Here is a 19,464-nt window from a genome sequence, read left to right as displayed (position 1 = left end):
CTAACTCCTCAGCTTCCGCAGAATCCAGGCCAGCCCGCCAAAAGCGATGACGTTTGCAACCAACACGAGCTCGACGGCGAGCGAGATGCTCCGGTCGTACGCCGCTCCCAGCAACGCGCCCGCGATCAGCAGCCCGAGTCCGCGCACGAAGGCCAGCCATCCGAACGCCACGGCTCGCGAACTGCTCGGCACCAACTCCGTCACAACGGCCTTCACGGTGGAATCCAGAACCCCGTTGACCACACCCCAGATGGCAACGCCGATCCAGATCCACAACACACTGCGGCTGAACGCGAGCGCCGACGCGGCCGCAGCAACCGGTACGGCAAGCAACGTGAGCGGTCCCCACGAGTCGTAGACCCGACCCATCACCAGCCCACTCGCGCCGTCCACGAACATCGCCACGGCGAACAGGATGGGCACCTGCGCATCAGTCAGCAGCCCGTTGGTCTGCGCGTGGTACGCGAGCAGCGGGAACGAAGCGACGCCACACGACAGCACCGCCACAGCTGCCACGTACTGCCAGTACCGCGCAGGCAAGCGCTGCGAGGTCGCGGTGCCTGACTGAGGCTTGTCTGGGCTCTCTTCGTAGGCCAGCGGGTTCGGCACCCGCCGGCGCAGCCAGAACAGCAACCCGAGCACCAGCACGCCCGGGAGAGCCAGCACACCGAACGCGAGTCGGTAGTCGCCGTCGCGCCATCCCAGTACTGCGGCCAGCAGCAGCGGACCGAGCATCGCGCCGGTCTGATCGAGCGCCTGATGTACGCCGAACGCCCGGCCGCGACCCGTCTGCGCCGACGCGTGGGACAGCAGCGTGTCCTTGGCCGGCGACCGCACAGCCTTCCCGAGCCGCTCCGTGCCATACAGAAGCAGCGCCGGCGTCAGCACGCCGGTCACCCCGATCAGCGGAACACTGAGCACAGTGAGCCCGTAGCCGAGGATCGTCCACGTCCAGTAATGAGCAGTACGCCGTACCGCGTACCCGGAGACCACTCGCAGCCCGTAGCCGATGAACTCACCGGCCCCGGCAACCACTCCGACCACGGTGGCCGACGCGCCCAGTGTCGCGAGATACGGCCCGATGATGCTGCGGGCGCCCTCGTACACCATGTCCGCCAGCAGGCTGACGATGCCGAACGCCAGCACGAAATGCCACGGCCGCAGCATCCCGCGGCCCGGCGCGACACTCGGCGAATCAGCCACCAGCCCTCCAGATCTCAGCGCCGCGGGAGAGGATCAGAGCGCGGGCGGGCGGCGTTCGTACGGCGTACTCAGGACGATCGTCGTCGTCGTGGAGACGTTGGCACGGGCCCGGATCACGGCCAGCAGGTTCTCCAGCGCGGCCGGCGTGGCGACCCGGACGATCAGGACGTAGCTGGAGTCGCCGGCCACCGAGTAGCAGGACTCGATCTCGCGAACATCGCGCAGCCGCTCGGGCGAGTCGTCGGGCTGGGACGGGTCGATCGGGCGGATCGAGATCAGCGCAGTCAGCGGCAGGTCGAGCGCGGAGTGGTCGATCGTTGCCGCGTACCCCAAGATGATGCCGCGCTGTTCCAGCCGCTTGACCCGCTGGTGCACGGCCGAGGTCGACAGGCCGGTCGCCTTGCCCAGGTCGGTGAAGCTCATCCGCCCGTCGGACGCGAGCAGCTCGACGATCTTGCGATCCAGGTCCTCCACGAGTGTGACCCTACTGCCGCGAGACCCCGGCATGAAAGCATCGCCTCATGGCTGAGACGACCACCTCCACGACTGGTATCGCCGGACAGCGGCTGATGCTGCTCGACACGGCATCGCTGTACTTCCGCGCCTTCTTCGGCGTGCCCGACACGATGAAGGCGGCCGACGGTACGCCGACCAACGCGATCCGCGGGCTGCTCGACTTCATCGCCCGGCTGGTGGAGAACCACCGCCCGACCCATCTGGTCGCGTGCTGGGACGACAACTGGCGGCCGTCCTGGCGGGTCGCGCTGATCCCGTCGTACAAGGCGCAGCGGGTCGAGTTCGTGACGTCCGGAGGTGACCAGGTCGAGGACGTGCCGGACCGGCTGGAGATCCAGGTGCCGTACATCCGGGCCTGCCTCGAAGCGCTCGGGATCGCGATCGTCGGCGCCGCCGACCACGAGGCCGACGACGTCATCGGCACCTTGTCACATCAGGCGAAGATGCCGGTCGACGTGGTCACCGGCGATCGCGACCTGTTCCAGTTGATCGACGACGCGCGCGGGATCCGGGTCATCTACACCGCAGCGAAGGGTGTCGGGCGCGCGGAGGTGTACGACGAGAAGGCGCTGCTGGCGAAGTACGAGATCCCCGCCAGCCGGTACGCCGACTACGCCACGCTCCGCGGCGACGCCTCCGATGGGCTGCCAGGCGTCAAGGGTGTCGGTGACAAGACGGCGGCCTCGCTGATCACGGCGTACGGCGGGCTCGACGAGATACGTGCCGCTGCGGCCGATCCGTCGACGCCGATGTCGCCTTCGGTCAAGCGCAAGATCCTCGACTCCAGTGACTACCTGGACGTCGCGCCGAAGGTCGTCGCGGTGGCGAAGGACGCGCCGGTCGGGACGTTCGACGCGACCATGCCCGCGGCGGTCAAGGATCCCGAACGCTGGCTCGACCTGGTCGAACTGCTAGAACTCGGCGGCAGCGCCCAGCGCGTGATGTCCGCCCTCAACCTCGGCCCGAAAGCCTGAACCCCGTTCTGGAAGGAACTGCATGAGCCGCACCCTCGACCTCGCCCAGCGCTACGCCGACGACATCATCACGCTCCGGAGAGCGCTCCACGAGGTGCCCGAATACGATCTCGACCTGCCGAAGTCCCAGGCGCTGATCCTGCAGGCATTGGAGGGCCTCGACCTCGAGATCACCTTGGGCAAGGAGCTCTCCTCAGTCACCGCCGTACTGCGGGGTGGTGGCGGGCCTGGTCCGGTCGTGTTGCTGCGCGGCGACATGGACGCGCTGCCGGTGACCGAGCGGGTCGACGTGCCTTATGCGTCGAAGCATCCGGGCATGATGCATGCCTGTGGCCACGATCTGCACGTCGCCGGTCTGGTCGGCGCAGCGAAGGTGCTGCACGAGCTGCGGGCTGAGCTCGCCGGCGATGTGGTGTTCATGTTCCAGCCCGGTGAAGAGACGAGTGGCGGCGCGCCGATCATGATCCGCGAAGGGGTGCTGGAGGCAGCAGGCCGGCGGGCGGACGCGGCGTACGGTCTGCATGTCGGGTCGGCGGGGCAGCCGTTCGGGATGTGGAGCAGCAAGCCGGGCTCGTTCATGGCCGCGGCCGACCAGTTGCACGTGCGGGTCGTCGGCGCGGGTACGCACGGCTCGACGCCGTACCGGGGGAAGGACCCGATTCCGGTGGCTTGCGAGATGGTGACCGCGTTGCAGACGATGATCACCCGGCAGTTCGACGTGTTCGATCCGGTCGTCCTCACGGTCGGGCGGATCGCGGGCGGCACGAAGGAGAACATCATTCCCGACGACGCGTTCTTCGACGCGACGGTCCGGACGTTCTCCGAGCAGGCCCGGGCGAAGGTGCAGCTGACCTCGACGCGGCTGGTCGAGTCGATGGCGGCCGCGCACGGGTTGACCGCCGAGGTGCAGTACCAGATCGGCTACCCGGTGACGGTGAACAACCCGGACGAGTACGAGTTCGCCCGCGACACGATCGTCGATCTGTTCGGCCCGGACCGGTTCCGCGAACGTGCCAATCCGCGGTGTGGTGCCGAGGACATGTCCTATGTCCTCAACGAGGTTCCTGGCGTCTATCTCAACGTCAGTGCGTGCGCCGGCCCCGACCCGGAGGCGGCTGCCGACAACCACTCCCCCTTGGCCGCCTTCGACGACGCCGTTTTGCCGGACGCCGCCGGCCTCCTTGCCGAACTGGCCGTACGGCGTCTGGTCAGGGGGCTCTAGAGCTGTCGCGACCGGCCGCGCTCCGGCAGGAGTCCGCGGCCGGTCACGCGAGGTCGAGTTGGGCGCTGAGCCAGGGCAGGGTTCGGGCGAAGACGTTCTCGGCGAACTGCCAGACGTGGCTGCCGTGCTGGACGACGACTTCGGCGGGAATCGCGACCTTGTGACAGGCGGCGGCGAGCTGCTTCGACTCCTTGATCAGGAGGTGCTCGTTGCTGCCGTTCACGAACCTGCCGGTGATGTCTCGGTAGTGGCCGTGGCGGGCCATCACCGTGAGCGGGTCGTGGGCAGCCCAGGCCGCCGCCGACCCGCCGTACAGGGTCGCGATCGTCTGCGCCTTGGTGCCGATGTTCGGGCCGAGGTCGCCATCGATGTCGACGAAGTGCCCGAAGGTCTGCGGGTGCTCGACCGTCAGGCCGATCGCGCAGGTGCCGCCCATCGAGAAGCCGAGAACGCCCCAGTGGCGCGGGTCGCGGGACGCCCCGAAGGTCGCGATGACGAACCGTGGCACGTCCTTGACCAGATAGTCCTCGGCCGTGCCGTGCGGGCCGTTCACGCACTCGGTGTCGTTGTTGAACGACTCGGTGGCGTCGACGAAGACCAGGATCGGGGCGCGGCCCTGGTGGTGAGCCGCGTAGGCGTTACTGGCTCGCACCGCGCCACCGATGCGTACCCAGTTCTCGGGTGCGGCGTGCTCGGCGCCGATCATCTCGACGGCAGGCAGTGGACGGTGGCCGCGGTGGAACCAGACGGGCGGGAGGTAGATGAGTTCCCGCCGTGGAGTGAAGGTGGTCGTCGAGGAGGGGATGTCGACGCTGACCAGTTCGCCGGTCTGGCCTGCGTCCGGCAGCCGGCCGCCGTGCAGTTGCTGCAGGGTGATCTGCCCTGCGGGTGGTCGTCCTCGCAGCGCGGCTATCGCCGAACCGACCGTCGGGTAGTACCCGACGAATTGGTTCACGCTGTTGCCGCACACGAGGCAGGCCAGCCCGAGCGCAACCACACCGCTGACGGTCTGCCACCACCGGGCGCTTCGCCAGCCGACGGCCACGACCAGCAGTGCGGCCGCTGCCACTCCTAGCCAGACCCAGACAGACCTCGGTAGTGGATCCGTGATGCCGAACAACGACCGACTCGTAACGGCAGCACCCAAGGCGAGTATGACCGCCGCTCCGGCGATGAGGGGCACCCGGCGAGTGCCCCATCGTCGATCGCGCCGGACGACCGCTGCTGCCAGGGCGACAGCGGCCGTTGTCTCCATCGCCACCGGTAGCCAGCCACTGAGGAGAGAGATCCCCAGAACAACCACCACTGCCTCCCGGCTACCAGTTCCACCATCGAGCGAGCTTGCTCACTGCACTGACGCCGAAAACCGTTCAAAGGTTGTCGATGCCGATGTGACCTCCGCCGCCCGTGCCCTAGGCGAAGCGGGCGCCGCCGTCGACGTGCAGGGTCTCACCGGTCATGAACGGGTTGGTGAGGGCGAGCAGCGCCGCGGAGGAGACATCGGCGAGTTGACCGATCCGCCGCGCCGGCACCTTCGCGGCGGTGGTGTCGAACAGCTTCTGCTTGCCCTCACCCAGGCTGTCCCACGCGCCGGAGTCGATGATCCCGGGCGAGACGGCGTTCACCCGGACCGGCGCCAACTCCACCGCCAGCGCCGACGCCAGGAAGCTGACCGCACCATTTGTTGCCGTCGTCACCGTCTTTCCTGCCGACGGCCGCCAGCCGACGATTCCCGAGAACAGCAACATCGCGCCGCCCTCGGCGAACCGCGGCCCGAAGTGCTTCGCCAGCATGATCGCCCCGATCACCTTCGCATCGAACGCAGCCAGTACGGCGTCGCGCTCGAGCGCACCGAGCGGTCCGTTCGCGGAGGCATTCGCGACACTCACCAGATAGTCGACCGTCCCCACCTGCTCGGCCAACGCCGCGATCGACGCCTCATCGGCCAGATCCACTTCGGCCGCTTCGATCGAGCCGACGCCCGTCGAGCCGGCGCCCGTCGAGCCGGCGCCCGTCGAGCCGGCGCCCGTCGAGCCGGCGCCCGTCGAGCCGGGGCCCGTCGAGCTGGGGCCCGTCGAGCCGGCGCTGAGCGAGGCGGTCAGCTTCTCTCGGTTGCGTCCTGCGAGCAGCACTCGGGCTCCGGCCGCTGCGGCGTCAGCGGCGAGCCGGCGTCCGATGCCCGAACTGCCGCCCACGACGACCATCGTCCTGCCCTGTAGTTCCACGCTCATATGTCCTCCTTGATCGGTGCTTGCCCTTCTTCCAACGGGCTGGCGGCGCTCTCGCATCCCGTCGCGCCATGAAGCTTCTTGCCAGTTGCCATAAGCTGAACGAATGACGACTCTGCGAGCCCTGGAATGCCTGGTCGCGGTTCTCGACACAGGCTCGGTCACCAAGGCCGCCGCCACGCTGCATCTCTCGCAGCCGGCGCTGTCACACCAGCTGGCCGGTCTCGAACGCGAGATCGGCACGCCACTCCTCGAACGACTCCCCCGCGGCGTCCGCCCGACCACCGCGGGCCGCGCCGTTGCCGACGAGGCCCGCGCCGCGCTCGCAGCCGCCGAGCGAGTCGTCACCGTCGGCCAAGCCGTTGCCAAAGGCACCGAAGGTCACCTCCGCATCGCCTGCGCCGCCAGCATGACCGCCGGCCTCCTGGCCCCCGTACTGCGAACGTGGCACCGCCGTCGCCCGGGAATCCAGATGACCCTCGCCGAACTCACCAGCGCCGACGCCCTGGCAGACCTGGTCGAGTCCGGCCAGGCCGACCTCGCCGTCGGCCCTCGTCCGACGACCTGGCACGCCACCGTCGACCTCATCGGCACCGAGGATCTGGTAGCCGCGATGACTCCGAGCCACCCACTGGCCACGGCCGACTCGGTCAGCCTCGCCGACATCGCGCAGTACCGGACCATCGGCTATGACCCGGAGAACGGTCTGCACGCCTGGCTCGCCGAAGTACTCGCCGGCCACGGAGTCGCCCTCACTCCGGTCATGCGCACCCGCCAAACCACCACCGCAGCCGAACTCGCCGCAGCCGGCCTGGGCATCGCCCTCGTCCCCACCACCGCCCTCCCGTCCGGCTACACCGGCACCATCCGCCGTCTCACTCCACCGCTGACCCGCGACATCGTCGTACTGACGCCGGCCGCGGGCGACCCCGCAGTACGGGCCTTGGTCAACGAACTCGTCCGGCGCGGACTCCCGGTCCCGAAACCCATCGCCGCGCGGTTGACCGGATAGGGAGAATTCCCGATACCGCAGCGCCGGCCGGCGGCTGAGACTTCGTGCATGGCTGATCACACGAAGGACTTCGTCGACGTACCGGGCGGCTACTTGTACTACGAGCAGCACGGCCGCGGACCCGATGTCGTGCTCCTCGGCGGCGGCTTGGCCGACCTGCGGATGTGGGATTCGACCGTCGAGTGGCTGGCGGAACGAGCACGGGTCACGACCTGGGACTACCGCGACACCGGGTTGTCGGCACCGGCGTACGGGCCCTACAGCGAGATCGACGACCTCGCCGCGGTGATGGACGCGGCAGGTGTATCGCAGGCTGTGCTCGTGGGTGTGTCCGAGGGCGGTCGGCGGGCGCTGGGATTCGCGCATGCCCATCCGGAGCGGGTGACGCGCGTCTGCGCCGTCGCCGGTTCCTTCGGCGAGTTCCCCGACCCGTCGCCCGAGGAGACCGCGGCCCGTGAGGTGATGCGCCGCCACTTCGCCGAATGCGAGCGAGTGCAGGCCGCCGACGGCATCCCAGCCGTCTCCGCGCTCGACGTCGACGCCTGGTGCCCCGCCGCTCCCCCGAACGCCCGCCGCCTCCTGATCGGCCTCCAGATCGCCAACGCCCGAATGCGACTCATGCCCGAGTACCACGGCCTCGAACTCAACCCGCCGATCAAAACCCGCTTCGACGAACTCAAGCCACCGATCTCCATCTTCATCGGCAACCGCGACTTCCAAGCCACCCAGCTCTGGGCCCACCGCCTAGCCACCCAAGCCCCCAACGCCACCCTGACCACCGTCCCCACCGCCGACCACATGCCGATGTTCTCCACCCCGAACGAGTTCCGCGACTACGTCCTCGCCGCCCTCCCAACCTGACCCACCAGGAAACCCTCACCCGACGGCGTTACTCGTACAGGAGAAGGGAAAGGGGACGCCCGGGTGGGCGTCCCCTTCTCGAGGTGGTGGGTGGGTCAGGGGGTCAGGGCTGATTCGTCTTCGTCGTCGGTGATCAGTTGGGCTGTGGTGGGGACGGGTGGGACGGGGGTGGGGGTTGGCTGGTCGGCGTCGTGGTCGACGACGGCGGCGCTGAACTGGGCGTTGTAGAGGCGGGCGTAGGCGCCGTTCACCGCGAGGAGCTGGTGGTGGTTGCCTTGTTCAACGATCGAGCCGTCCTCCATGACCAGGATCAGGTCCGCGTCGCGGATCGTCGACAGCCGGTGGGCGATCACGAAGCTGGTCCGGTCGGAGCGCAGCGCGGCCATCGCGCGTTGCACCAGGACCTCGGTACGGGTGTCGACCGAGCTGGTCGCCTCGTCCAGGATCAGCAGTTGCGGGTCGGCCAGGAAGGCGCGAGCGATGGTGAGCAACTGCTTCTCACCCGCGCTGACGTTGCTGCCTTCCTCGTCGATCACCGTGTCGTACCCGTCGGGCAGGCTGTGCACGAAGCGATCCACGTACGTCGCCTTCGCGGCCGCGAGCATCTCTTCCTCGGTGGCCTTGAGATTGCCGTACAGGATGTTGTCCCGGATCGTCCCGCCGAACAGCCAGGTGTCCTGCAGCACCATCCCGATCCGCGACCGCAGGTCGTGCCGGCTCAGCTCGGTGATGTCGACGCCGTCGAGCGTGATCCGGCCGCCGTTCAGCTCGTAGAACCGCATGATCAGGTTGACCAGCGTGGTCTTACCCGCCCCGGTCGGACCGACGATCGCGACCGTCTGCCCTGGTTCGGCGACCAGGCTCAGGTCGGTGATCAGCGGCTTGTCCGGCGTGTACGAGAACGACACGTGCTCGAACTCGACCCGCCCGTGCGCATCCGTCACCTTCGCCGGCGTGGTCTCGTCCGGCACCTGCTCGGTGGCATCCAGTACTTCGAACACGCGCTCGGCCGACGCCACGCCGGACTGCAGCAGGTTCGCCATCGAGGCGACCTGCGTGAGCGGCTGGGTGAACTGCCGCGAGTACTGGATGAACGCCTGCACGTCACCCAGGGACATCGAGCCCGAGGCGACCCGGAGTCCACCGACGACCGCGATCACCACGTAGTTCAGGTTTCCGATGAACATCATCGACGGCATGATCAGGCCGGAGATGAACTGCGCGCCGAACGAGGCCTGGTAGAGCTCCTCGTTCTTCTGCGCGAAGCTCGCCTCGATCTCCTTCTGCCGGCCGAACACCTTGACCAGTTCGTGCCCGGTGAACGCTTCCTCGATCTGGCCGTTCAAAGCGCCGGTGTGCCGCCACTGGGCGACGAACCGGGTCTGCGACCGCTTGGCGATCGCCGCCGTCAGCACCATCGAGATCGGGATCGTGATGAGGGCGATCAGCGCGAGCGTCGGCGAGATCACGAACATCAAGGTGACCACGCCGATCACCGTGAGCAGCGAGGTGAGCAACTGGCTCAGCGTCTGCTGCAGGCTGGTCGAGATGTTGTCGATGTCGTTGGTGACCCGGCTCAGCAGCTCACCGCGCGGAGCACCGTCGAAGTAGCTCAGTGGCAGCCGGTTCAGCTTGTCCTCGACCTCGGATCGCAGCTCGAACACGGTCCGCTGCACGACGCCGTTCAGGATGTAGCCCTGCATCCAGGACAGGAAGAACGACCCGACGTACAGGGCCAGGACCAGCATCAGCACGTTGCGCAGGGCATCGAAGTCGATACCGACGCCGGGGATCAGGTCGATCCCACCGAGCAGATCGGCCTGCCGGCCGTGTCCGGCTGCCCGGGCCTGCTCGATCAGCTGCTCCTTCGTGACGTCTTTCGGCAGTCCCTTGCCGATCGCGCCGGCGAAGATGATGTCGGTCGCCCGGCCGAGGATCTTCGGGCCGATCACCGACAGCGACACGCTGCCGATCGCGAGCAGGATCACGCCGCCGACCTGCAGCCGGTGCGGCCGCAGCCGCCTGAGCAGCCGCTTCGCCGACGGGCCGAAGTTCATCGACTTGTCGCCGGGGATGCCGCCGGGTGGGCCGAACGCGCGACCGGTGGTCGGCCGCTCGGTCGACTTGATCGTCTCGGCCGGCCGTTCCTCGGCCGCGGTGTCTTCCACCTTCTGGTCGGTCATGCTGCTTCCTCCGCGGACCGCTGGGACTCCACGATCTCGACGTACGTAGGACAGGTCTGGAGTAGTTCGTCATGGGTGCCCTTGCCGACGATCGCGCCGTCTTCCAGTACGACGATCTGGTCGGCGTCGATGATCGTGGACACCCGCTGGGCCACGATCACCACGCAGGCATCGGCGGTGACCGGCGCGAGTGCGGCTCGCAGCCGCGCGTCGGTGGACAGGTCGAGCGCGGAGAACGAGTCGTCGAACAGGTAGATCTCCGGCTTGCGGACCAGCGCCCGCGCGATGGCGAGCCGCTGCCGCTGTCCGCCGGACACGTTCGTCCCGCCTTGGGAGATCGGCGAGTCCAGCCCCTGCGCCATCGCCGCGACGAAGTCCTTGCCCTGGGCAATCTCAAGGGCTTCCCACAGCTCGTCGTCGGTCGCGTCGGGGTTGCCGTAGCGCAGGTTGCTGGCCACCGTCCCGGAGAACAGGTACGGCCGTTGCGGTACCAGCCCGATCCGCTCCCAGAGCAGGTCCGGCTCGATCTCCCGGACGTCGCTGCCGTCGACCAGCACCCGGCCGCCCGTGGTGTCGAAGAGTCGCGGCACCAGGGACAACAGGGTCGTCTTGCCGGCGCCGGTGCTCCCGATGATCGCCGTGGTCTTGCCCGGCGACGCGGTGAAGCTGACATCACGTAGTACGGGCTCGGCCGCACCGGGGTAGGAGAATTCGGCGTTCTCGAAGACCAGCTCGCCGCGGCCGACGAAGGTCCTGATCGGCGTGACCGGCGGGCGTACCGAGGACTCGGTATCCAGTACTTCGCTGATCCGGTCGGCGCAGACGGCCGCCCGCGGCACCATGATCATGACGAAGGTCGCCATCATCACCGAGAACAGGATCTGGATCAGGTAGCTGATGAACGCGGTCAGCTCACCGACCTGCATCGCGCCGCTCTCGACCCGGGAGGCGCCGAACCAGAGCACGGCCACGGTGGACAGGTTCAGGATCAGCATCACGACCGGGAACACCAAGGCCATCAGTCGGCCGGCCCGGATCGCGGTGTTGGTGACGTTGGTGTTGGCCTCGCCGAATCGCTCGACCTCGTGCGGTTCCCGGACGAACGCCCGGACCACCCGGATACCGGTGATCTGCTCGCGCAGGACCCGGTTGACCGCGTCGATGTTCACCTGCATCTTGCGGAACTGCGGGACCATCCGGCTCGCGATCAGCCCGATCGATGCCGCCAGCAACGGTACGGCGACGGCCACCAGCCAGGACAGGCCGACGTCCTGGCGGACCGCCATGATGATGCCGCCGACCATCGTGATCGGCGCAGCGACCAGCATCGTGCAGGTGGTCACCACGAGCATCTGGACCTGGGTGACGTCATTGGTACTGCGGGAGATCAGCGTCGGCGCGCCGAACTGGTTCACCTCCCGCGCGGAGAACTCGCCGACCCGGTGGAACACAGCGGCCCGGACGTCACGCCCGAACAACGCGGCGGTCTTGGCTCCGAAGTACACGGCGCTGACCGTGCAGATGATCTGCACCAGGCTGATACCGAGCATCCAGCCGCCGGTCCCGACGATGTAGCCGGTGTCGCCCTTGGCGACGCCGTTGTCGATGATGTCGGCGTTCAGGGTCGGCAGGTAGAGGGAGGCGATCGTCCCGATCAACTGCAGGACGACCACCATGGACAGGTTGCCGGCGTACGGACGCAGGTGCGTACGCAACAGGCGAAGCAGCATCAGTTGCCCCCGGAGTGGTGGATGCGGACACCGTCGAGTGCGAAGTCGACGATCTCCTCGGCGGTCATGGTCCGACCGTCCGAAATCAGTGGGTGAGTGGCGGAGAAGGTGATGAGCCGGAGCCGGTGGCCGACCTCAGCGGGTGGATAGCGCAGCAGGTCGGCGTCCTGGCGGAACACGTCGACGAAGGCCTCGTCGACTCGTTCGCCGTCGAGTTTGCGGCGGGCGGCCTCGTCCGGATCCGCCTTCCAGTCGGGTGGGCGGTGCATCCGCATCGCCAGCAGCAGTTTGAAGACGCCGCGCAACCGGGTCTGGGTGACGTCCACGGCGGCGACCAGGCGCTCCCGCAACGGCAGCGTCCGGTCGATCGCCGCCAGCGCGTTGATCAGCGGGTCGACGTCGAACGCGGTCCTGATCGCGGCATCGATCAGGGCGTCCTTGCTGCCGAACGCGCGGAAGATCGTGCCCTCGGCGACACCGGCCGCCTCGGCGATCTGCCGGGTGCTGACATCGGTGCCGTACTCCTCGAGCAAGGGCAGCGTGGCTTCCACCAGCGCGGCGCGGCGCTCGTCCGGTGGAAGTGGGGTCGCTCTGGGGCTCACCCGACTGAGACTAACTGAGTGAGTACTCACTCACAACTCTGTTCCGGCGAAAATGCCGAGCGCGATGCGGACCCGGCGCCCTACCTTGTCCGTGATACCAGGACGCGGGGTCAGTTGGTGCGCTGTGGCTACACTCGCCCGGCCACTTCGTCCAGCGACTCAGTGAGTGGGGCTGACTGACCTTGACCTCGAGCACAGTTGAGGTCCTACCTTCGGAAACTGTCGGTGCCCTGCGGGACCATCGGCAGACCTCAGACATCCAGGCCGACCGAACCGCCGGAGTATCGCTGTGAGTATGGAAATGACCGCGTGGACCTCGATGTACCACGCCATGCACCGCCAAGAGGACAAGAGACCCTTCTCCCGGGCGACCCTGCGACGGATCCTCGCGTTCGCGCGGCCGCACCGGCGACAACTCGCGCTGTTCCTGGTGCTGAGCGTCGGCGCCGCGATGCTGGCGGTCGCCACCCCGGTGCTGGCCGGCCGGGTCGTCAACGCCATCGTCGGCCACAAGGACTTCAGCACCGTACTGCGGCTGGCGATCCTGATCGCCGTGATCGCCGTGGGTGAGGCAGGCATCGGTCTGCTCACCCGCTGGTTGTCCGCCAGCATCGGTGAGGGACTGATCCTGGATCTGCGGACCGCCGTGTTCGACCACATCCAGCGGATGCCGATCGCGTTCTTCACCCGGACCCGCACGGGCGCGCTGGTCTCCCGGTTGAACAACGACGTGATCGGCGCGCAGCGGGCGTTCAGTGACACGCTGTCCGGCGTGGTGAGCAACCTGGTCATGCTGCTGCTCACGCTCTTCGTGATGCTCCGGGTCTCGTGGCAGATCACCTTGCTCGCGTTGGTGATCCTGCCGATCTTCGTCATCCCGGCCCGCCGGATCGGCAATCGGCTGGCCGCGCTCGGTCTCGAGGCGGCGAACTACAACGCCACGATGAGCACGCAGATGACCGAGCGCTTCTCCGCGCCCGGCGCGACGCTGGTGAAGTTGTTCGGCCGGCCGGCGCGGGAGTCCGCGGAGTTCGCGGTCCGGGCCCGGCGGGTGCGCGACATCGGCGTACGGACCGCGATGGTGCAGTGGGTGTTCGTCACCTCGTTGACGCTGGTCTCGGCGCTCGCCCTGGCCGTGGTCTATGGGCTCGGTGGTTTCTATGCGCTGCGCAATCAGCTCGACGCGGGTGCTGTCGTGTCGATGGCGTTGTTGCTGACCCGGCTGTACTCACCGCTGACCGCGCTGGCGAGTGCGCGGCTCGAGGTGATGACGGCGCTGGTGTCGTTCGAGCGGGTCTTCGAGGTGCTCGATCTCGAGCCGCTGATCAAGGACAAGCCTGATGCGGGTGAGGTGCCGGCCGGGCCGGTCGCGGTCGAGTTCTCGCACGTGAGCTTTGCTTATCCTTCGGCGGACAAGGTGTCGCTGGCGTCTTTGGAAGAGGTCGCGAAGCTCGATACCCGCGGTGGCGTCGAGGTGCTGCACGACGTGTCGTTCCGGGCCGAGCCGGGGCAGATGATCGCGCTGGTGGGCTCGTCAGGAGCGGGCAAGTCGACGATCGCGCAGCTGATCCCCCGGCTGTACGACGTGGACTCGGGTGCGGTCCGCCTTGCCGGGGTGGATGTGCGGGATGTGACGGCCGCTTCGCTGCGGGACACGCTCGGCATGGTCACGCAGGACGGGCATCTCTTCCATGACAGCATCCGGGAGAACCTCCTGCTTGCCCGTCCGGAGGCTTCGGACCAGGATCTGTGGGATGCGTTGACCCGGGCGCGGCTCGGCGACCTCATCCGGTCACTGCCCGATCAGTTGGAGACCGTCGTCGGTGAGCGCGGGTACCGGCTGTCCGGTGGCGAGCGGCAGCGGCTGACGATCGCGCGGTTGCTGTTGGCGCAGCCACGCGTGGTGATTCTCGACGAGGCGACGGCGGCGCTCGACTCGACGTCGGAGGCTGCTGTGCAGGCTGCCCTGACGGAGGCGCTGGCGGGGCGGACCGCGGTGGTGATCGCCCACCGCCTCTCCACGATCCGGGCCGCCGACCAGATCCTGGTCATCGAGGACGGGCGCATCATCGAACGCGGCACCCACACCGAACTCCTCGCCGACGGCGGCCGCTACGAAGAGCTCTACCGAACCCAGTTCGACCAACCTGCCACGGAGGTCCCGGTGCCCTGAGGTTGGTGCGTCGGCTGGTCGAGCTGCGGCTGGGTGGTGCTTGGCAAGGTGGGTGACTGGATCGCCGGCGGCCGGCGATCCAGGTGGTGAATTCTGGGTGTTGCTCGTGAAGGAGGTTCGTCGGGTTGGCGGGTACGGCGGCTGTGGCGGGGCAGGCGGGGGCGTTGACCGGGGCGCTGGCAGGGTTGGCGGTGGTGTTTCGGGCAGCGGATCCGCCGCGGGACGGGCGGCTGGCGTTCTGGGATCCGGCGGGTGGGGCGTTGCCGCTCGGGGTCGGTGAGCAGGCGACGCTCGACCTGGTGGTGGATGGCGACGACGGCATCGGCGTACGGGCGACTCCTGTGATCGAGGTGCCGGTTGCGGACGCCGTACCGGTCCTCGGCCGGGCGCGGACTTCTCCGGGTGCGCATCCGTCAGCGGCCTTCTGGGGTGCGGTCTCACTGATCGCCCTGCAGTTGGTCGCCCGCGGCCGGGTTCTCCCCGGCGTCTCCCCCGCCGGCAACGACGCCTGGCGAGTTGGCCCCCTCGACGCCGCGGACATCGACCGCATCCTCCGCCTCGCCGAAGCCATGCCACCCAGCGCTCGCGCCCTCCCCCTCACCAACGACACCCTCCCCGAGACCCAAGCCTCACCCTCTACGGCACCTCCAGCCACCCGCTCGTCTTCTTCAGCTTCAAGAGGAGAGCTGGATAGCTCGACCTCTGGTTCAGGGTTGGGGTTGGGTGGGGTTCGGGTGCCGGTGGCTGAGGAGTTGGTGCGGGAGTTTCTCGACGCGGTCGCGGATGGGATGCCCCGGTCGCCGGCGGCAGCCAAAGCGCACGGGCCGCTGTTTGCGGCGAAAGCACCACAGCAGGTCCCACGGCTGCGGTCGTGGGCCGACGAAGTATCGGCCGGACTCGACACCGGCGTACGGGTCTCGTTGCGGGTGGAGTTGCCGGAGTCGCAGGAGTTCCGGGCCGACGTACAGCTGCACAGCCTCAACGACCCGACCTTGGTTCGCGATGCGGCGGACGTGTGGTCGTCGGACGTTCCCGGATTCGGTCCGCGCGCAAGGATCGATGCGACCCTGGCTATCCGCCGGGCAGCCCGAATCTGGGCGCCGCTCAACCGATTGCTCGACTCCCCCGTGCCCGACCGGATCGAGCTGGCCGATGAGGAGATCGCCGACCTGCTGGCCGGCGCAGCTCAGCGGCTGGCGTCGGCGGGCGTCGACGTGCATTGGCCGCGCAGCCTCAACCGGGCACTGACCGCTCGCGCCGCGATCACCTCGGCCGACGGTCCACCCTCGGACCTGCCTGGCTTCTTCAGCGGCGGCGCGACGCTCGACTTCAGCTGGCAAGTTGCTCTCGGCAACGACCCGCTGACCGAGACCGAGATGGACCAGCTCGCCGAGGCGACCCGCCCCCTCGTCCGCCTGCGCGACCAGTGGATGCTGATCGACCCGGAACTGGCCCGCAAGGCGCGCGAGCGCGTCCTCAAGCCGGTCACCGCCATCGACGCGTTGAGCGCCGCACTGACCGGCTCCGCCGAGATCGACGGCCGCCAGGTGAACATCACGCCGACCCGCTGGCTGGCGGAGCTCCGCGAGCGCATCGCGGATCCCGACCGGGTCGACGGCGTCGTCGAGCCGCCGGCCGCACTCCAGGCGACCCTGCGCGACTACCAACTCCGCGGACTGCAATGGCTCGTGCGGATGACTTCGCTCGGGCTCGGCGGCTGCCTCGCCGACGACATGGGCCTTGGCAAGACGATCACGCTCATCTCGCTCCACCTCCATCGCCAGGAGTCCACCGAGACGGCCGGCCCGACCTTGGTCGTCTGCCCCGCCTCGCTCCTCGGCAACTGGGAGCGCGAGGTGCAGCGCTTCGCGCCCGGCACTCCGGTACGCCGGTTCCACGGGTCCGGTCGATCCCTCGACGGCGCCGACTCGGGTTTCGTGCTCACGACGTACGGGACTCTGCGCCGCGACGCCGCCCGGCTCGCGGCGCATCGATGGGGGCTGCTGGTCGCCGACGAGGCCCAGCACGTGAAGAATCCGGCCTCCGGTACGGCGAAGGCGTTGCGCACGATCCCGGCGGCCGCGCGGGTCGCGTTGACCGGCACACCGGTGGAGAACAATCTCTCCGAGCTGTGGGCGATTCTCGACTGGACGACGCCCGGGCTGCTCGGCCGGCTCGGGACGTTCCGCAGCCACTGGGCCACGCCGATCGAGGCCGACAAGGACGAGGAGGTCGCCGAGCGGCTGGCGAAACTCGTCCGGCCGTTCCTGCTCCGGCGGCGCAAGTCCGACCCGGGGATCGCGCCGGAGCTGCCGCCGAAGACCGAGACGGACCAGATGGTTTCGCTGACCCGCGAGCAGGCCGTGTTGTACGAGGCGACCGTGCGCGAGTTGCTGGCTGCGGTCGAGGCCAGCGATCAGATGGCGCGACGCGGGTTGATCGTGAAGCTGCTGACCGGCCTGAAGCAGATCTGCAACCACCCCGTGCAGTACTTGAAGGAGGCCGACGGCGCGCGATTGACCGGGCGGTCCGGCAAGCTGGAACTGCTGGACGAACTGCTCGCCACGATCCTCGCCGAGGACGGGGCGGTGCTCGTCTTCACGCAGTACGTCGCGATGGCGCGGCTGCTGGAGCGTCATCTGGCCGACCGCGGGATCGCGAGTCAGCTGCTGCACGGTGGTACGCCGGTGAAGCGGCGCGAGGAGATGGTCGAGCGGTTCCAGGCCGGCGAGGTGCCGGTGTTCCTGCTGTCGCTCAAGGCGGCGGGGACCGGGCTGAACCTGACTCGCGCGGATCACGTCGTGCACTACGACCGCTGGTGGAACCCGGCGGTCGAGGACCAGGCGACGGACCGCGCGTACCGGATCGGCCAGACCCGGCCGGTGCAGGTTCACCGGTTGATTGCCGAGGGCACCATCGAGGACCGGATCGCGGCGATGCTGAGCAGCAAACGCGAACTGGCCGACGCCGTACTGACCGCCGGCGAAGGAGCCCTCACCGAACTGTCCGATGCCGAACTCGCCGACCTGGTCCAGCTGCGAGGTGCTCGATGAGCGCCGGACTGCAGCGGTGCCGACCCCGTCGCTCCGGGCTTGCTGCGAGGTGTCCGATGAGCGCCGGACTGCAACGGCGCCGACGCGCCGCTCCAGGCTTGCTGCGAGGTGCCCGATGAGCGCCGGGCTGCAGCGGTGCGTAGCTCAAGGCTCGGTAGGAGGTCGCGGATGAGCGGGGAGGTGGCGCGGGGGTTTGCGGCGTTCGCGGCCCGGCGTGGGAGTACGAAGGCGCGGTCGTGGTGGGGACGGTCCTGGGGGCAGGCGCTGGAGGACACCTCGCTCGACCTGGGACAGCTGAAGAAGGGACGCCGGTGCGCGAACTCCGGGCAGGTCGGCACGATCACGATCAGCCCTGGCCGGATCGCGGCGACGGTCCACGCGCCGGAGGACACCTACGAGTCGGTCGTCGTGGTCGATCGGCTGAGTCCGGACGAGTGGGCCCGATTCCTCGACCAGGTGGGTTCGCGGGCCGGGCACATCGCGGCGCTGCTGGATGGCGAGATGCCGCACGACCTGGTCGAAGCCGCTGCCGACGCCGGGGTGCCGTTGCTGCCGGGGATCGGCGATCTCGATCCCTCGTGCACCTGCGACGGGTGGGAACTGCCCTGCCAGCACGCGGCCGGCCTGTGTTACCAGGTCGGTTGGCTGCTCGACGAAGACCCCTTCGTCCTGCTCCTGATCCGAGGCCGTTCCCGCGAACAGCTGCTGGACGACCTGCAGCAGCGAGCGAGCGGTACGCCGCTTCCCGAAGCGACGCCGGCTCCGGGCGGAGTACCGGCGAGCGAGGTGTTCGCAAGCGGCGAGTCTGCCGCGTCGCCGGCGCAGCCCGAGCTGCATGCGTTGCCGGCGCAGCCCGAGCTGCATGCGTTGCCGGCGCAGCCCGAGCTGCCCGAGCAGCATGCGTTGCCGGCGCAGCCCGAGCTGCCCGAGCTGCATGCGTTGCCGGCGCAGCCCGAGGTGCATGCGTTGCCGGCGCTGCCCGCGTTGCCTGCCAAGCTGGAACTCCACGGGCTGGTGGTGGCGGGATTGCAGGCGCCTGCCGGCATGGAGCCTGCCAGCTTGCCGCTGCTCGCGCTGGACGCCGCTCGGCGAGCCCGTGCTCAACTCAGCGCGATCCTGAGCGGCTCCCCCGATCCCTGGGTCCTGGACGAGTGGCAGGACGCCGTACGACTAGCTGCCGACTATCCCGTGCTCGCTGACCGGCTCGGCAGCGCCTTCGAACGACCCAGCGAACTGGCCATCGGCGTCACCGCTTGGACGTACGGCGGTGCGCCCGGTCTTGAAGTTCTCGAGCACGAGTGGGAGCCGGATCCCGCAGAGCTCGCCCGCGCGCGGACCGAAGTGAGCGCGGCCTGGGATGACTCCGACCTGGTGTTCGAGGTCAACGCCAACCGGCTGACCGTCGCGGACCGTCAACTCCGGCTGGACCGAATCGGGCGCTGGCACCCGTATTCGCTCGTCGACAACGCGTGGCTGCCGACCGGCCCCGCCGACCGCGACCCCACCGCCGCCCTCGCCTCACCGGACAGCTGGTGAGGTCACCTGCCCGACGAAACACAGCACGGTCGACTGGTTTCGTCAGCGCCCCATCGGAGAGGCTGGCATGCGCGGCACGTCGTCGCAGAGGCTGGCATGCGCAGCGCGTCATCCGAGAGGCTGGCGCGCGCGGCACATCATCCAAGAGGCTGGCAGGCGCGGCACGTCATC

14 protein-coding genes are annotated in these 19,464 nt (G+C 68.7%); 7 read left to right on the top strand and 7 right to left on the bottom strand.

What is annotated here, in order from left to right; genetic code table 11:
* Positions 1-1,203, bottom strand: a complete 1,203-nt coding sequence (locus DIZ26_RS08290; RefSeq protein WP_198675971.1) for an MFS transporter — start codon at positions 1,201-1,203, stop codon at positions 1-3.
* 33 nt (positions 1,204-1,236) lie between these two features.
* Complete coding sequence (locus DIZ26_RS08285) at positions 1,237-1,677, bottom strand: Lrp/AsnC family transcriptional regulator (protein ID WP_112239087.1); 441 nt, start codon at positions 1,675-1,677, stop codon at positions 1,237-1,239.
* Positions 1,678-1,772: 95 nt separating this feature from the next.
* Between DIZ26_RS08285 and DIZ26_RS08280 the strand changes: the two genes are divergently transcribed.
* The gene (locus DIZ26_RS08280; RefSeq protein WP_112239140.1) at positions 1,773-2,693 is read left to right on the top strand and encodes a 5'-3' exonuclease; all 921 of its coding nucleotides are present in this window, start codon (positions 1,773-1,775) and stop codon (positions 2,691-2,693) included.
* Positions 2,694-2,715: 22 nt separating this feature from the next.
* Positions 2,716-3,915, top strand: coding sequence for a M20 metallopeptidase family protein (locus tag DIZ26_RS08275; protein WP_112239086.1), 1,200 nt, complete (start codon positions 2,716-2,718; stop codon positions 3,913-3,915).
* Positions 3,916-3,958: 43 nt separating this feature from the next.
* On the opposite strand, the gene DIZ26_RS08270 is transcribed toward DIZ26_RS08275, so the two are convergent.
* Both DIZ26_RS08270 and DIZ26_RS08265 read right to left on the bottom strand, forming a co-directional pair.
* On the bottom strand, positions 3,959-5,218 hold the full coding sequence (locus DIZ26_RS08270) for an alpha/beta hydrolase (protein WP_157979644.1): 1,260 nt from the start codon (positions 5,216-5,218) through the stop codon (positions 3,959-3,961).
* A 109-nt stretch (positions 5,219-5,327) separates the two neighbouring features.
* Positions 5,328-6,146: an SDR family oxidoreductase gene (locus tag DIZ26_RS08265; protein ID WP_112239084.1), complete on the bottom strand. Its 819-nt coding sequence runs from the start codon at positions 6,144-6,146 to the stop codon at positions 5,328-5,330.
* 103 nt (positions 6,147-6,249) lie between these two features.
* Here DIZ26_RS08265 and DIZ26_RS08260 point away from each other — a divergent pair, with 103 nt between their 5' ends.
* Positions 6,250-7,155 (top strand): LysR family transcriptional regulator, encoded by a 906-nt coding sequence (locus DIZ26_RS08260; protein WP_112239083.1) that lies wholly within the window; start codon positions 6,250-6,252, stop codon positions 7,153-7,155.
* Between the two features lie 48 nt (positions 7,156-7,203).
* A complete protein-coding gene (locus DIZ26_RS08255) occupies positions 7,204-8,016 on the top strand; it encodes an alpha/beta fold hydrolase (protein ID WP_112239082.1) in 813 nt (270 codons plus the stop codon).
* 95 nt (positions 8,017-8,111) lie between these two features.
* Here DIZ26_RS08255 and DIZ26_RS08250 read toward each other — a convergent pair whose 3' ends face one another.
* The 3 genes from DIZ26_RS08250 to DIZ26_RS08240 are packed head-to-tail and all read right to left on the bottom strand — an operon-like array spanning position 8,112 to position 12,531.
* Positions 8,112-10,199 carry an ABC transporter ATP-binding protein gene (locus DIZ26_RS08250; protein ID WP_112239081.1) on the bottom strand — a complete coding sequence of 696 codons (2,088 nt, stop codon included), beginning with the start codon at positions 10,197-10,199 and terminating at the stop codon, positions 8,112-8,114.
* A complete protein-coding gene (locus DIZ26_RS08245; RefSeq protein WP_112239080.1) occupies positions 10,196-11,929 on the bottom strand; it encodes an ABC transporter ATP-binding protein in 1,734 nt (577 codons plus the stop codon). Before DIZ26_RS08245 ends, DIZ26_RS08250 begins: the two co-directional genes overlap by 4 nt.
* Complete coding sequence (locus DIZ26_RS08240) at positions 11,929-12,531, bottom strand: TetR/AcrR family transcriptional regulator (RefSeq protein ID WP_112239079.1); 603 nt, start codon at positions 12,529-12,531, stop codon at positions 11,929-11,931. The genes DIZ26_RS08245 and DIZ26_RS08240 overlap by 1 nt, the downstream gene beginning before the upstream one ends.
* Positions 12,532-12,832: 301 nt before the next feature.
* Here DIZ26_RS08240 and DIZ26_RS08235 point away from each other — a divergent pair, with 301 nt between their 5' ends.
* From DIZ26_RS08235 to DIZ26_RS08225, 3 genes are all read left to right on the top strand, one after another.
* Positions 12,833-14,704 carry an ABC transporter ATP-binding protein gene (locus DIZ26_RS08235; RefSeq protein WP_198675988.1) on the top strand — a complete coding sequence of 624 codons (1,872 nt, stop codon included), beginning with the start codon at positions 12,833-12,835 and terminating at the stop codon, positions 14,702-14,704.
* A 191-nt stretch (positions 14,705-14,895) separates the two neighbouring features.
* Positions 14,896-17,757: a DEAD/DEAH box helicase gene (locus tag DIZ26_RS08230; protein ID WP_232828188.1), complete on the top strand. Its 2,862-nt coding sequence runs from the start codon at positions 14,896-14,898 to the stop codon at positions 17,755-17,757.
* Positions 17,758-17,925: 168 nt separating this feature from the next.
* Entirely contained in the window at positions 17,926-19,293 is a 1,368-nt protein-coding gene (locus DIZ26_RS08225; protein ID WP_112239076.1) for an SWIM zinc finger family protein, read from the top strand.
* Positions 19,294-19,464 lie beyond the last annotated feature (171 nt).

This window comes from Kribbella monticola (assembly GCF_003261635.1).
GTDB classification, from domain to species: domain Bacteria; phylum Actinomycetota; class Actinomycetes; order Propionibacteriales; family Kribbellaceae; genus Kribbella; species Kribbella monticola.
Note: the sequence above shows the minus strand (reverse complement) of the source record. Positions and strands in the feature narration are given on the sequence as shown.